Here is a 13,650-nt window from a genome sequence, read left to right as displayed (position 1 = left end):
CTATTGATTCTTGAGGTATAAAACGTTATCTGACGCTTTTACGCAGGCGGAAGGTGGTGGCAAGGCGAGCCGGCTGTTCTGGCGCGCTCTTCATCGGCTGATTGATACGCGCGGTTTCAACACACACCATGGTCTGAAAGCCGTCGTTAGCCATATCGGCCATGCTGCACGATAACTCTACGCCCGGATTCCAGGTAACCACATCGCTATGATGATGGTGATAAACCTCAATCACGCGCTGTCCCGCTTTATCATGAATCAGGCTGTAATCTTCCGGCTGGGTATAGATACGATCGACCTGTCCGACATAGCGCTGTTTGCCATCAGCGGAAGTTCCCTGTTCGCCGCCTTTCACTTTATCGATAAAGGATGAGCCGAGACCGCTGACCTCCACATCCTGGATATCCGCTACGTTAAAATAGCTGTGCAGGGCGCAAGTCGCCTGATATTCCCCGTGCGCTTCCAGTTCAATTTCGCAATGTTCGCCCAGGCGGAAGCGCGCAATCAGCGTGAAATCATGCGGCCACAGCGCTTTGATCTGCTCATTGCTTTCCAATACCAACGTCAGCATAACATTGTCGTTGTTTTCATCGTGCGCAGAGAGCGTCCAGGGCTGGTTACGTGCAAAACCGTGTGCCGGTTGACCCGCTGGGCCAAACCAGGGCCAGCAGATCGGTACGCCGCCGCGAATGGCTTTACCCGGCGTAAACGCGGTTTTCTCACTTAGCCAGATAACCGGTTTTTCACCGTTTGGCTGCCAGGCGATCAGCTGCGCGCCCTGTAGAGTAAGAGCTGCGCGTACTTTAGGATGATTAACGACAATAACCGGCAGGTCGCCAATTTGTCGCTGGCTCAGATAAGGAGAGATCTGGTTTACCACGGGAAGCGAAAAAATTTTTTCGGTCATGATGTTACCTTGCTGGAATTCAGACGATAAAAAAGGGCGACCGTAGTCGCCCTCTAAGCTTAGTCTGTCACCGTTGCTTATTTAGAAGCAACCAGCGCGATCAGATCCAGAACTTTGTGAGAGTAGCCAGTTTCGTTGTCGTACCAGGAAACCAGTTTCACGAAGTTGTCGTTCAGTGCGATACCGGCAGCGGCATCGAACACGGAAGTCAGCGTTTCGCCGTTGAAATCGGTAGAAACCACTGCATCTTCGGTGTAACCCAGAACGCCTTTCATATCGCCTTCAGAGGCGGCTTTGATCGCTTCACAAATTTCTTTGTAAGAAGCCGGTTTAGACAGACGCACGGTCAGGTCAACCACGGATACGTTCGGAGTCGGAACGCGGAACGCCATACCGGTCAGTTTACCGTTCAGTTCCGGCAGTACTTTACCTACTGCTTTAGCTGCACCGGTAGAAGAAGGAATGATGTTCTGCGCCGCGCCGCGGCCGCCGCGCCAGTCTTTATGAGACGGGCCATCAACGGTTTTCTGCGTTGCGGTGGTAGCGTGAACGGTGGTCATCAGGCCTTCAACGATACCGAATTTGTCGTTGATAACTTTAGCCAGCGGTGCCAGGCAGTTAGTGGTGCAGGATGCGTTGGAAACGATATCCTGGCCAGCATATTTGTCAAAGTTGGCGCCGCGAACAAACATCGGGGTGTCATCTTTAGACGGACCGGTCATAACCACTTTTTTCGCGCCAGCAGCGATATGTTTACGCGCAGTTTCGTCGGTCAGGAAGATACCGGTTGCTTCTGCTACTACGTCAACACCGACTTCGTCCCACTTCAGGTTAGCCGGGTCTTTTTCAGAGGTAACACGGATTTTTTTGCCGTTTACGATCAGCGCGCCGTCTTGTACTTCAACGGTGCCTTCGAAGCGGCCGTGCGTTGAGTCATATTTCAGCATGTACGCCATGTATTCCGCGTCCAGCAGATCGTTGATTGCAACGATTTCAACGTCAGAACGTTGCTGCGCAGCACGGAAAACGATGCGACCGATACGACCAAAACCGTTAATACCTACTTTGATAGTCATATATTCCACCAGCTATTTGTTAGTGAATAAAAGGTTGCCTGTAAAATTACAAAATCCTTACCAGGCGTCAAGCGGAATCGTGTCAATTATTGCGACAAATCAAACCTGTCTTAGTGAATTTACCGGTAAAAATCTGCTTCCGCGACTATTCTCCAGGAACAGTTTTACGCCTCGATTACCGAATATAAAGGCCTGCCTCCATTGGAAAGTGATCTGCGTCACAATTTGGCACTCAGGCTGCTGCCAAAACTCGCCAGGCACAAAATATTAAGCTGTTCTTGTTAACTGTTTGTTAGAATACTAGCCGATTTTTCCAGAATGACACTGCCAGAGATGATGAAAATGGCTAAAGAATTGAACGATCGTACGCCTGATAACCAGCTTAGTGAAATGCAGCTTTATGTCACGCAGCAGCGCGGCACCGAGCCGCCGTTTAGCGGTGCGCTATTACACAATAAAGCAGAGGGCATTTATCACTGTCTGGTGTGCAATGCGCCATTGTTTTTATCAGAGACAAAATATGATTCCGGTTGCGGCTGGCCCAGCTTTTATCAGCCTTACAGCGAGGATGCGATTCACTATCTGGAAGATAACTCACATGGCATGCATCGGATTGAAATTCGCTGCGGCAGCTGTGATTCCCACCTTGGTCATGTCTTCCCCGATGGCCCTCAGCCGAGCGGCGAACGCTACTGTGTAAATTCAGCCTCGCTAAGCTTTAGCGATAACGATGGCAATCAGATTAAAGGTTGATGCAATGAAATCTGAACTCAATGCGATAGTCGAAGGCATGACGCCTGAAATATATCAGCGACTGGTCACAGCGGTAGAAATCGGAAAATGGCCAGACGGCGTCGCGCTAACGGAAGAGCAAAAAGAGCATTGCATGCAGCTGGTTATGCTGTGGCAGGCGCACCATAACCATCAGCCGCAGCATATGAGTATCGGCGCGGGCGGGGAACTGGTCACCCGCTCAAAGCGCGAGCTGAAGGAAGAGTTCGGTATCAGTGACAGCGTCACGCGGATTACCCTGCAATAACATTCCCGCCGGAACGGCGGGATAAAGGGCTTACTGGCGGATAAGCGCGCCGCTTGCTGCCATTTCCGCAAATGCCTGAGCGCTGTCCTGCGGCTGCAGGTTTACGCCGCGACAACCTTCGGCAACTACTTCAACTTCATATCCCAGATGCAGGGCGTCCAGCACGCTGAATTTCACACAGTAGTCGGTAGCTAATCCCATCATCACCAGACGGGTCACGCCCTGCTGACGTAGCCAGGCATCCAGCCCGGTTTGACGCCGGTGACCATTATCAAAAAAGGCGCTGTAGCTGTCGATATCTGGCTGCTCACCCTTATGAAACACCTTATCGATCAGCGAACGGTTAAGCGTCGGATGAAAATCAGCGCCCTGGCTGTGTTGAATAGCATGATCGGGCCACCAGATCTGCGGCAGGCCGCTAAGCTCGCCCAGAGTGTTTACCGCCTCCCCGGAAACCGAGGCAAAGCTACCATGATTCGCCGGATGCCAGTCCTGGGTCGCCACCACGAGTTCGCCACGCCGATGAAACGCCTCGGCCAGCCGATTGGCGACGGCGATAGTTGCATCGCCGTCGGCCACTGCCAGCGCGCCGCCCGGACAAAAATCATTCTGCAAATCGATAAGGATCAGAGCCTGGGTCATAATAGATTCCGCCATCAGTTATCAGAGGTCAGTTCGCCACGCAGATTTACCTGCATCAGCTGACGCACTTCATCGCAGCTTAACGGCTGACTGAGCAAATAGTGCAGCTTGGTCAGAGTGGCTTCAACGGTCATATCGAAGCCGCCAATCACGCCCGCATGCGCAAGGGCATTACCGGTCGCATAGCCGCCCATATTCACTTTGCCCGACATGCACTGAGTCAGGTTCACTATCACAATGCCGCGCTCGGAGGCCGCACGCAGCTCGGCGAGGAACTCTGCGTTTTGCGGCGCATTGCCCACGCCGTAAGAGCGTAAAATCAGTGCCTTGACCGGCTGGCGCAGGAAGTTTCGCACCACCTCCGCAGAGATCCCCGGATAGATGGTTACCACCCCGATAGGCTGAGGCGTAATCGGATGAACGATCAGTTCGCCTTCGCTCTGCGGCGCGGCGGGGGTATTCAGGCGACGAATATGAATGCCCGCTTCCAGCAGCGGCGGCAGGTTAGGCGAAGCAAAAGCGTTAAAGCCATCGGCATGGGCTTTGGTGGTACGGTTGCCGCGGTAAAGCGTATTGTTAAAGAATAAGGTGACTTCTTTAACCGGATAATTAGCCGCAACGAAGAGCGCATTCAGCAGATTTTGTTGACCGTCTGAACGCAGTTCCGCCAGCGGAATTTGTGACCCTGTCACAATCACCGGCTTCGCCAGGTTTTCCAGCATAAATGAGAGTGCCGAGGCGGTAAACGCCATGGTATCAGTGCCGTGCAGGATAACAAAGCCATCGTACAGCGCATAATTTTGACGAATATCGTCAGCAATAGCCTGCCAGTCCTGTGGCGTCATATCCGATGAGTCGATCAGCGGCTGATATTCGTGAATGGTAAAATTCGGCATTTCCGGACGATGGAACTCTGGCATCGCCGCTAACTGCTGTTGCAGGTGACCGGAAACTGGAATATAGCCTTGTTCTGAACGCTGCATACCGATCGTTCCGCCGGTATAGGCCACGTAAATGGATTTTTTTTGCATGAAAAGCGACTCAGCTTTGCGGTAAAACCGCAGTATACGGTAAAGGTTCGGGAAGAGCAGCCCGACCAGCAGCAATGCCGATCGGGCTGAAGGTTAGCGCACCTCGCCGCAGGTCAGGCAGAGAGCGTAACGGTTTTGCGGATCGTTCATTTTACCCAGCAGACCCGGTTGCTGCTTCATAGCGCTAACCACATCGACCATCGGCGCAGGGAGCCAGGCTTTTAGTGTCGCAGGCAGCATGGCCTGTACCGACGCATCCATCTGCCCCAGCACCATATCAATAAAGGCGGGCTCGTCGGCGAACCAGTTCAGCTGTACCTCTTTTACTTTCGCCAGCTCTGCGGCTTTGGTGATGGCATCGTCAAAATCACCCAAGGCATCGACCAGGCCATTGGCCTTCGCATCTTCGCCGGTCCAGACGTGACCCTGGGCGATCTGATCGATCTGCTCAGGCGTTTTCTGCCGCGCTTTCGCCACCAGGCCGATAAAGTTGTGATAACCGTTTTCAATACTCAACTGCATCATCTGCTGCACTTCGGTTGGCAGCGCCTTGGTGGTGGCCACGTCTGCCAGCGGAGAAGTGGCGACGCCGTCGGTATGCACGCCAATGGCATCCAGTGAGTTCTCAACCGTATTGATCACCCCGAAAATGCCAATCGAACCGGTCAGCGTCGCCGGGCTGGCGATAATGTAATTCGCCGGGGTTGAGATCCAGTAGCCGCCGGAGGCCGCCATCCCGCCCATGGAAACCACTACCGGCTTACCGGCCGCGCGCGCGGCCGCCAGCTCCTGGCGTACCACTTCCGATGCGGTCACGCTGCCGCCCGGGCTGTTTACGCGGAATACAATCGCTTTGATGGCCGGGTCGAGGCGTGCCTGACGGATCTGCGCGGCGGTAGTATCACCGCCGACGGCGCCCGGGGTTTCCTCGCCATCCATAATGGCGCCGGTAGCGAGGATAACCGCGATGTTGCCGTTCTGCGAACTGGTATCCTTCAGCGGATAGTCATAAATGCTGATGGCGTTATAATCCTGATCCTGTTTATCCCAGCCAAACTGTTTGCTAAACAGCTGCTCGGTTTCGGCGCGAGTCGCCAGCTGATCCACCAGCTTGTTCTCTTTCGCATATTGCGCCGTATCGCCGCCGGTTTTTTGTAAACCGCTCAGCAGGCCCTGCGCGCCCGGGAAAAGCTGCTGGGCGCTAATCTGACGGTTAGCGGCAACGGTATTCAGATAGTTTTGCCACAGTTCTCCGACCCAACGGCTATCGGCCTCGCGGGCCGCCGGCGACATATCATCGCGCAGGAAGGGTTCCACCGCCGATTTATAGGTGCCGACGCGGAACACGTGCGAGGTGACCTTCAGCTTGTCGAGCAGGGTTTTATAGTAAAGCGTATTGGTGGCGAAGCCGTGCAGATCGACCGTGCCCTGCGGTGAGAGAAAAATTTTATTGGCGTAGCTGGCGAGATAGTATTGCGCCTGGCTGTAGCTGTCGCCGCTGGCATAAACCGGCTTGCCGCTATCGCGGAATTCACGCAGCGCTTTACCGATATACTGCAGGGAAGGCTGATCGGCGCCAGCGAAATTACGCAGGTCCAGCACGATGCCGGTGATTTTCTCATCTTCTTTGGCCTGGCGGATCGCCGCCACCACGTCAAAAAGCGAATTCTCTTTCAGGCGATCGCTGCTGGCACCCAACAGCTGACGGCCGATTTTGCTGAGCTTATTACTGACGGAAGGTTTATCCACCACCACGCCGGAAAGATCGACTTTCAGCGCGCCGCGCGGCACTTCTGCCGGCGCGCTGGCATTTTTAACCTGTAGCCAGATCCCTACGCCAACCAGCAGTAAAAAAATAAGAAATAAGTTGAGGATGCATTCACGAACAAAGTTCAGCACCCGCCATGTCCATTTAAAAAGGCCGGTTATAATTCGCCACAAGGTGCGCATGTTTTCTCCATAATCACCAGACAGAGCGCAGAAAAGCAGCTTTTCTGCCAGAATTTCATCCACATCCTAAAGAGCAGGCGGGCAAATGTCAGCAGGAAATCGCACGCGACTGTAACAAAACCTCAGCCTGTGCTAGTTTGCAGTAAATGCTAATCATTATCAGGAGGCATAAATGGATGCACTGGATTTACTGGTTAACCGTCGTTCCGCATCGCGCTTAGCCGAGCCTGCGCCGCAGGGCGAAGCGCTGGACAATATTATACGGGCCGGCATGCGCGCGCCGGATCACGGGACGCTACAGCCATGGCGTTTTCATATTATTGAAAAGCAGGGCCTTGAACGCTTTAGCGCGCTGCTGGAGCAGGCCGCGCGTGAAGGCGAGATGGATGATAAAGCCATTGAAAAGGCGAAGCAGTCTCCGTTCCGTGCGCCGATGATTATCACTGTCGTGGCGCACTGCGTTGAGCATCATAAGGTGCCGCGCTGGGAGCAGCTGTTATCGGCTGGCTGTGCGGTGATGGCGATGCAGATGGCTGCCGCCGCGCAGGGATTCAACGGGATCTGGCGCAGCGGCGCCTGGACGGATAATGAAGCGGTAAGAGCGGCGTTTAACTGCCGTGAACAGGATGCGATTGTCGGCTTTCTTTATCTGGGCACGCCACAGTTAAAATCCGCGACCACCGTGTTACCTCCTGATACCGCTCCCTTTGTCAGTTATTTCTGACAGATCGCACCCCTTTGTGTTGGCAGGATAGCGTGATTATCCTGCTTTTTATCCGCGCCGCTGCAGGGATGGCTTATCACGCCAGGGCGAACGCGTTAACATAGATGGCCGCTCTCCTTCAGCGCGAGCGGCCCGATGCCGGTTACCGCCGGCGTTCCTATTATTATCTTGTCTTAAGAGAGCTTTGCCCCATTAATGCGCCTGTTTATTGCTGAAAAGCCAAGCCTGGCCCGCGCCATTGCCGATGTGTTGCCGAAGCCGCATCGTCGTGGCGATGGTTACATTGCCTGTGGAAACGATCAGATGGTTACCTGGTGCGTGGGGCACCTGTTAGAGCAGGCCCAGCCCGATAGTTATGACAGCCGCTATGCGCGCTGGTCGTTAGCCGATCTGCCGATCGTGCCGGAAAAATGGCGTTTACAGCCGCGCCCTTCGGTGGCTAAACAATTAAACGTCATCAAAAAACTGCTGGAGCAGGCGGATGAGGTGATCCATGCCGGTGACCCCGATCGTGAAGGGCAACTGCTGGTGGATGAAGTGCTGGATTATCTGGCGCTGCCCGCCGCCAAACGCGAAAACGTTCAGCGCTGCCTGATTAACGATCTGAACCCTCAGGCCGTTGAGCGTGCGGTAAACCGCCTGCGGCAAAATAAAGAATTTATTCCGCTCTGCGTATCGGCGCTGGCCCGCGCGCGCGCCGACTGGCTCTACGGAATTAATATGACCCGTGCCTGGACGCTGCTGGGGCGCAATGCAGGCTACGATGGCGTGCTGTCGGTCGGACGCGTCCAAACACCTGTGCTGGGGTTAGTGGTGCGACGCGATGAAGATATCGAAAACTTTATCCCGAAAGATTATTTCGAGGTAAAAGCGCATATCGTCACGCCAAAAGAAGAGCGCTTTGTCGCGCTCTGGCAGCCCAGCGATGCCTGCGAACCCTGGCAGGATGAAGAGGGAAGGCTGCTGCATCGTCCGCTGGCGGAACATGTGCTGGCGCGCATTGGCGGTCAGCCTGCGCACGTCACCGGCTATCAGGATAAGCGGGAAAACGATACCGCGCCGTTACCGTTCTCGCTTTCCAGCCTGCAGATTGAAGCGGCCAGACGTTTTGGTCTGAGCGCCCAGACGGTGCTTGATACCTGTCAGCGCCTGTATGAAACCCATAAGCTGATTACCTATCCCCGTTCCGACAGCCGTTATCTGCCGGATGAACATTTCGCCGGACGCCATGCGGTGTTAAACGCGATTAGCGTTCATCAACCCGAGATGAAAACCCCGGCGGATTTTGATACCAACCGCAAAAATCGCTGCTGGGATGATAAAAAGGTAGATGCGCACCACGCCATCATTCCTACCGCGCGCAGCAGCGCCGTACGGCTTACCGATAATGAAGCTAATATCTATGGACTGATTGCGCGTCAGTATCTGATGCAGTTTTGTCCGGATGCGGTTTACCGTAAATGCGTTATCGAGCTGGATATCGCTGGCGGTAAGTTTATCGCCAAAGCGCGTTTTCTCGCCGAGGCGGGCTGGCGCGCGCTGCTGGGCAGCAAAGAGCGCGATGAGGAGAACGACGGCACGCCGCTGCCGGTTGTGGCGAAGGGCGATGAATTGCTGTGTGAGAAAGGTGAGATCGCCGCGAAGCAAACACAGCCGCCGCGCCCCTTTACCGATGCGACGCTATTATCGGCCATGACCGGGATTGCCCGCTTTGTGCAGGATAAAGATCTAAAGAAAATCCTGCGTGCGACCGATGGTTTAGGAACGGAAGCGACCCGGGCCGGCATTATTGAGCTGCTGTTCCGGCGCGCTTTCCTGACTAAGAAGGGCCGTTATATTCATGCGACCGAAGCGGGCAGGGCGTTGATTCACTCTCTGCCGGAGATGGCTGCGCGTCCCGATATGACGGCTCAGTGGGAATCGACGCTGACGAAAATTAGTGAAAAGGCCTGTCGCTATCAGGATTTTATGCAGCCATTGGTGGCAACGCTGCATGACTTAATCGCGCTGGCGCGTCAGCAAAGCTCGGCGCGCGCCTTTCGGGGTGTGGCGGCGCCCGCCGGGAACCATAAACGTCGTACTAAGAAGGCGAAGGCAAAGGTAAAGGAGACGGAATAATGAAACGGACGTGGGGCATTATACTGGCGCTGCTGTTAAGCACGGCGGTGCAGGCGCACCGACATGATTATAACAGCGGCAATAATCAGGATAGCGGCATCAACAGCGATGTGGTGGTCGATATGCCGCCGGAGGTCTGGACGCAGGGGCAGAACCGCTCGCAAAATCCGCCCTGTTTGCGCTGCTGCATTTATGAAAATCAGAGCTATACCGAGGGCGCAGTAGTGAAAGCGGAAGGGGTGCTGTTGCAGTGCGTGCGCGATGAAAAATCGTTGGGCACCAATAACCTGATCTGGCGGATCGTCAAATAAAAACGGGCGTTGCGATATTTGTCGCAACGCCCGCTGTTTATAGCTGGAATTCAGCCCAGATCGGCGCGTGGTCGGAGGGCTTTTCCATCCCACGGATCTGGTAGTCTATCCCGGTATCGATACAGCGCTCAGCCAGCGAACGCGTGGCCAGCAGCAGATCGATACGCAGGCCGCGGTTATCATCAAAGCCTTTCGAACGATAATCAAACCAGGAGAAGCGATCGGCGCAGTCAGGATTAGCGGCGCGCCAGGTATCGACCAGCCCCCAGTTCATCAAACGATCCATCCATTGGCGCTCTTCCGGCAGGAAGGAGCATTTACCGGTTCGTAGCCAGCGCTTGCGGCTATCTTCACCGATACCAATATCCAGATCGCTGCTGCTGATATTCATGTCACCCATTATTAACACGCGATCGTCCGCCGTCAGGTAGGTTTCCAGATAGCTTTGCAGATCGCGGTAAAATTTCTCTTTCGCCGGGAATTTTGTCGGATGGTCGCGGCTTTCTCCTTGCGGGAAGTAGCCGTTAATCACGGTAATATTGCCGGACGGCGCGGGGATTTCCGCCATGATCAAACGGCGCTGCGCCTCTTCCCCATCTTCAGGAAAACCACGCTGTACCTTAAGCGGCATCTCACGGGTTAACAGCGCTACGCCGTAATGGCTTTTCTGCCCATGATAAAAGACGTGATAACCCAGTTTGCTGACATCCTCCAGCGGAAACATATCATCATGCACCTTGGTTTCCTGCAGGCCGATAACGTCAGGATTATGCTGTTGGATCAGGGCTTCAAGCTGGTGAGGGCGAGCACGTAGCCCGTTGATATTGAAAGAGATAAATTTCATATTGCCGTAACTGCACTGTAAAAAGATGGCGGGATGTTAACAGAGATGTATAGAGGATAACAGTGTAGAAACCGCATTGCGCACGTTGTCTCGCGCTGCTCGACTCGAACCTTGTCGAAGCTTCTCACCTTCTCCCGATGGGGAAGATGTGGCTTTACAGTTGAATTTACTAAAGGGGAGCATGCAAAGATGGTGGTGGGAGAAGGATTCGAACCTTCGAAGTCTGTGACGGCAGATTTACAGTCTGCTCCCTTTGGCCGCTCGGGAATCCCACCAGATAAACAGGTCAATACTCTTTGTCGCTTTCAGCTTAGTCCGTCACGTCGCGTGACACCGCCTTTGTCCATCAAGCGCACCCTAAACGCCGGTTCGCTTTATCTTCTCTGCGTTAAAGCAGAAGAGTGGTGGTGGGAGAAGGATTCGAACCTTCGAAGTCTGTGACGGCAGATTTACAGTCTGCTCCCTTTGGCCGCTCGGGAATCCCACCACGGGTCAGGACAATATTGCCTGAAAGCGGGGCGCATCATAACAAATGAAACGATGCTGTAAAGCGCCCCGGGAAAAAAAGCGGTTCGTTCGCCGTTTTTTTATCCACGGCGCCGGTTTGTTGAACAACCCGCGCCGGTAAAGCATAACTTAAAGAATGATCGTGCGGTTGCCATAAACAAAAACGCGTTGTCCCAGCACTTTATACAGCGCGCGGCTTAACACATTTTTTTCGACGTCGCGGCCGGCACGCATCATCTCTTCTGCCGTATAGCTGTGATCCACATTAATCACATCCTGCATGATGATCGGACCTTCATCCAGGTTGTCATTTACGTAGTGCGCGGTAGCGCCGATAATTTTCACGCCACGTTCGTACGCCTGATGATATGGGCGCGCGCCGATAAAGGCTGGCAGGAACGAGTGATGGATATTAATGATCTGATTCGGATAACGCTGCACAAAGGCTGGCGTTAATACGCGCATATATTTTGCCAGCACCACGTAGTCAGGCTGGTAGCGATCGATCTGCTCCGCCATCTGATTATCGTGCTCTTCGCGCGTCAGGCCTTCGTGGCTCACCAGTACGAACGGGATATCGAAACGCTCAACCAGCGAACGCAACGTATCGTGATTGCCAATAACCGCGGCAATTTCCATATCCAGCCCGCCAAAAGCGCTTTTCATCAGCAAGTCGCCCAGGCAGTGCGCCTCTTTGGTGACCAAAATCACTACGCGACGACGTCCGGCGCATTGCAGCTCGCGTACCGAACCCTGCGGCAGCGCGCTGTCCAGATCCGCCAACAGCGTCGTATCGTTAAAAATCCCTTCCAGCTCGGTGCGCATAAAAAAGCGCCCGGTACGATGATCGACAAACTCATTATTTTGCACAATGTTAAGCTCGTGCTTGTAGCAAATGTTCGTGATCTTAGCGATAAGGCCCTTGGCGTCAGGGCAAATAGTTCGTAGTACTTTACGTTGTAAATTCTGCGCTTGCATGAGTTATCAATCCTGTCGAAGCGGGATAGCAGTGAATCTGAACGGCTCCAGCATTACTGGCCGCAACACTTTTTGTATTTTTTTTCGGAGCCACAGGGACAGCGGTCATTACGACCCACCTGTGGTGCGGTTCCGTCGATATAGTACCAGCGTTGATCCTCACGGACAAAGCGCGAGCGTTCATAAACCGCCCCCGGGCGGCCGTTTTCCACATAACGCGCAAAAAATGTCACATAAGCTTCATTAACGTGGGCGCCAGCCTCGTTGGCGACGATTCTCAGACTCTGCCAGACGGTTTGCGGAAAACTTTCAGATAATGCCTGGCCCAGTTGAACAGAGCGATGGGTACTGTGCCAGGTCGCCAGTAAATAATCGACATCATGCCGGGCATAGGCCGTATAGCGCGAGCGCATCAGGGATTCCGGACTGGGAGGGATCTGCTCGCCACTTAGATAGCGACCGCAACATAGGCTATACTGCAATCCGCTGCAGCATGGGCAATTTTCAGACACGTAGACTCCAGGTTTTGCAACAACAAGGCGAAAGGCGTTATTTTACGTTATGTTATCTGACCCAGGCGTTTAACGCTATTCAGTGAAGAGGGGTTAAAACAGGAATGCAATGAGACAGGTAAAAATAGGACTGGCGTTAGGATCTGGCGCTGCCAAAGGATGGGCGCATATCGGTGTGATTGATGCATTGTTGCGTGCGGGGATCCGTATTGATGTGATTGCTGGCTGCTCTGTTGGTGCGTTAGTGGGCGCCGCCTGCGCCACCGAACGGCTACCGCTGTTGGAAAAGTGGGTAAAGTCATTTGGCTATTGGGATGTGATTCGGTTGATGGATTTTTCATGGCAGCGGGGCGGGTTACTGCGCGGCAATCGCGTATTCAACCATATTCGCCGTTTAATGCCGGATGAGTCTATCGAACAGTGTCATATTCGCTTTGGCGCGGTCGCCACCAACCTGAGTACCGGTCGCGAGCTATGGTTAACCGAAGGCGATCTGCATCAGGCAGTACGCGCCTCCTGCAGCATGCCGGGCCTGTTACCGCCGGTCAGGCATAACGGCTACTGGCTGGTGGATGGCGCCGTGGTGAATCCGGTTCCGGTATCCCTTACCAGAGCGCTGGGCGCGGATATTGTCATCGCCGTTGATTTGCAGCACGATGCGCACCTTATGCAGCAGGATCTCTTTTCTGCCACACCCACGCAAAACATGCCGGAGGAAGCGATATCCTGGCGCGGCAGGCTGCGACAGCGCCTGGCACAACATTTAACACAGCGACGCACTTCTCTTTCGCCTGGCGCGATGGAGATTATGACCACCTCAATACAGGTACTTGAAAATCGTCTTAAGCGTCATCGCATGGCGGGGGACCCGCCGGATGTCTTGATACAGCCTTATTGTCCCCAGATCAGTACGCTTGATTTTCATCGTGCAGAGGAAGCGATTGCAGCCGGAAGAGCTGCGGTTGAGAAAAAAATGGATGAATTATTACCGTTAGTACAAAGCCGGTAATG

At 54.0% G+C, this 13,650-nt stretch carries 14 protein-coding genes and 2 tRNA genes; 6 read left to right on the top strand and 10 right to left on the bottom strand.

Features of this window, described 5'->3' with window-relative positions:
- Positions 1 to 25: 25 nt before the first annotated feature.
- Positions 26 to 907 (bottom strand): D-hexose-6-phosphate mutarotase, encoded by an 882-nt coding sequence (locus K6958_RS11460; RefSeq protein WP_249891231.1) that lies wholly within the window; start codon positions 905 to 907, stop codon positions 26 to 28.
- A gap of 77 nt (positions 908 to 984) precedes the next feature.
- Complete coding sequence (gene gapA, locus K6958_RS11455) at positions 985 to 1,983, bottom strand: glyceraldehyde-3-phosphate dehydrogenase (protein ID WP_249891230.1); 999 nt, start codon at positions 1,981 to 1,983, stop codon at positions 985 to 987.
- A 342-nt stretch (positions 1,984 to 2,325) separates the two neighbouring features.
- Here gapA and msrB point away from each other — a divergent pair, with 342 nt between their 5' ends.
- Positions 2,326 to 2,736, top strand: coding sequence for a peptide-methionine (R)-S-oxide reductase MsrB (gene msrB / locus K6958_RS11450; protein WP_249891229.1), 411 nt, complete (start codon positions 2,326 to 2,328; stop codon positions 2,734 to 2,736).
- Between the two features lie 4 nt (positions 2,737 to 2,740).
- Positions 2,741 to 3,022 (top strand): YeaC family protein, encoded by a 282-nt coding sequence (locus K6958_RS11445; RefSeq protein ID WP_249891228.1) that lies wholly within the window; start codon positions 2,741 to 2,743, stop codon positions 3,020 to 3,022.
- 30 nt (positions 3,023 to 3,052) lie between these two features.
- Here K6958_RS11445 and pncA read toward each other — a convergent pair whose 3' ends face one another.
- From pncA to sppA, 3 genes are all read right to left on the bottom strand, one after another.
- On the bottom strand, positions 3,053 to 3,664 hold the full coding sequence (gene pncA / locus K6958_RS11440) for a bifunctional nicotinamidase/pyrazinamidase (RefSeq protein ID WP_249891227.1): 612 nt from the start codon (positions 3,662 to 3,664) through the stop codon (positions 3,053 to 3,055).
- A gap of 14 nt (positions 3,665 to 3,678) precedes the next feature.
- A complete protein-coding gene (gene ansA / locus K6958_RS11435; protein WP_249891226.1) occupies positions 3,679 to 4,695 on the bottom strand; it encodes an asparaginase in 1,017 nt (338 codons plus the stop codon).
- A 93-nt stretch (positions 4,696 to 4,788) separates the two neighbouring features.
- The gene (gene sppA / locus K6958_RS11430; protein WP_249891225.1) at positions 4,789 to 6,645 is read right to left on the bottom strand and encodes a signal peptide peptidase SppA; all 1,857 of its coding nucleotides are present in this window, start codon (positions 6,643 to 6,645) and stop codon (positions 4,789 to 4,791) included.
- Positions 6,646 to 6,817: 172 nt separating this feature from the next.
- On the opposite strand from sppA, the gene K6958_RS11425 reads away from it, so the two are divergent.
- The 3 genes from K6958_RS11425 (at position 6,818) to K6958_RS11415 (ending at position 9,798) form a co-directional block, all read left to right on the top strand.
- Entirely contained in the window at positions 6,818 to 7,369 is a 552-nt protein-coding gene (locus K6958_RS11425; RefSeq protein ID WP_249891224.1) for an NAD(P)H nitroreductase, read from the top strand.
- A gap of 195 nt (positions 7,370 to 7,564) precedes the next feature.
- A complete protein-coding gene (locus K6958_RS11420) occupies positions 7,565 to 9,487 on the top strand; it encodes a DNA topoisomerase III (RefSeq protein ID WP_249891223.1) in 1,923 nt (640 codons plus the stop codon).
- Entirely contained in the window at positions 9,487 to 9,798 is a 312-nt protein-coding gene (locus K6958_RS11415) for a YnjH family protein (RefSeq protein ID WP_249891222.1), read from the top strand. Before K6958_RS11420 ends, K6958_RS11415 begins: the two co-directional genes overlap by 1 nt.
- 37 nt (positions 9,799 to 9,835) lie before the next feature.
- Here K6958_RS11415 and xthA read toward each other — a convergent pair whose 3' ends face one another.
- The 5 genes from xthA to K6958_RS11390 all read right to left on the bottom strand — a co-directional run bounded on the left by xthA (position 9,836) and on the right by K6958_RS11390 (position 12,639).
- Positions 9,836 to 10,642, bottom strand: coding sequence for an exodeoxyribonuclease III (gene xthA / locus K6958_RS11410; RefSeq protein ID WP_249891221.1), 807 nt, complete (start codon positions 10,640 to 10,642; stop codon positions 9,836 to 9,838).
- Positions 10,643 to 10,832: 190 nt separating this feature from the next.
- Positions 10,833 to 10,917: transfer RNA gene (locus tag K6958_RS11405), tRNA-Tyr, on the bottom strand.
- A 127-nt stretch (positions 10,918 to 11,044) separates the two neighbouring features.
- Positions 11,045 to 11,129: transfer RNA gene (locus tag K6958_RS11400), tRNA-Tyr, on the bottom strand.
- 149 nt (positions 11,130 to 11,278) lie between these two features.
- The gene (gene purU / locus K6958_RS11395) at positions 11,279 to 12,127 is read right to left on the bottom strand and encodes a formyltetrahydrofolate deformylase (RefSeq protein ID WP_085071566.1); all 849 of its coding nucleotides are present in this window, start codon (positions 12,125 to 12,127) and stop codon (positions 11,279 to 11,281) included.
- Between the two features lie 53 nt (positions 12,128 to 12,180).
- A complete protein-coding gene (locus K6958_RS11390; RefSeq protein WP_249891220.1) occupies positions 12,181 to 12,639 on the bottom strand; it encodes a YchJ family protein in 459 nt (152 codons plus the stop codon).
- A gap of 109 nt (positions 12,640 to 12,748) precedes the next feature.
- On the opposite strand from K6958_RS11390, the gene rssA reads away from it, so the two are divergent.
- On the top strand, positions 12,749 to 13,648 hold the full coding sequence (rssA, locus tag K6958_RS11385; RefSeq protein WP_249891219.1) for a patatin-like phospholipase RssA: 900 nt from the start codon (positions 12,749 to 12,751) through the stop codon (positions 13,646 to 13,648).
- Positions 13,649 to 13,650 lie beyond the last annotated feature (2 nt).

This window comes from Mixta hanseatica, from assembly GCF_023517775.1.
Classification (GTDB): domain Bacteria; phylum Pseudomonadota; class Gammaproteobacteria; order Enterobacterales; family Enterobacteriaceae; genus Mixta; species Mixta hanseatica.
This window is presented reverse-complemented; position numbering and strand designations above follow the sequence as displayed.

Coding starts and splice junctions, on each gene's coding strand:
- K6958_RS11460 (WP_249891231.1), bottom strand. CDS start 907: ATGACCGAAAAAATTTTTTCGCTTCCCGTGGTAAACCAGATCTCTCCT.
- gapA (WP_249891230.1), bottom strand. CDS start 1,983: ATGACTATCAAAGTAGGTATTAACGGTTTTGGTCGTATCGGTCGCATC.
- msrB (WP_249891229.1), top strand. CDS start 2,326: ATGGCTAAAGAATTGAACGATCGTACGCCTGATAACCAGCTTAGTGAA.
- K6958_RS11445 (WP_249891228.1), top strand. CDS start 2,741: ATGAAATCTGAACTCAATGCGATAGTCGAAGGCATGACGCCTGAAATA.
- pncA (WP_249891227.1), bottom strand. CDS start 3,664: ATGACCCAGGCTCTGATCCTTATCGATTTGCAGAATGATTTTTGTCCG.
- ansA (WP_249891226.1), bottom strand. CDS start 4,695: ATGCAAAAAAAATCCATTTACGTGGCCTATACCGGCGGAACGATCGGT.
- sppA (WP_249891225.1), bottom strand. CDS start 6,645: ATGCGCACCTTGTGGCGAATTATAACCGGCCTTTTTAAATGGACATGG.
- K6958_RS11425 (WP_249891224.1), top strand. CDS start 6,818: ATGGATGCACTGGATTTACTGGTTAACCGTCGTTCCGCATCGCGCTTA.
- K6958_RS11420 (WP_249891223.1), top strand. CDS start 7,565: ATGCGCCTGTTTATTGCTGAAAAGCCAAGCCTGGCCCGCGCCATTGCC.
- K6958_RS11415 (WP_249891222.1), top strand. CDS start 9,487: ATGAAACGGACGTGGGGCATTATACTGGCGCTGCTGTTAAGCACGGCG.
- xthA (WP_249891221.1), bottom strand. CDS start 10,642: ATGAAATTTATCTCTTTCAATATCAACGGGCTACGTGCTCGCCCTCAC.
- purU (WP_085071566.1), bottom strand. CDS start 12,127: ATGCAAGCGCAGAATTTACAACGTAAAGTACTACGAACTATTTGCCCT.
- rssA (WP_249891219.1), top strand. CDS start 12,749: ATGAGACAGGTAAAAATAGGACTGGCGTTAGGATCTGGCGCTGCCAAA.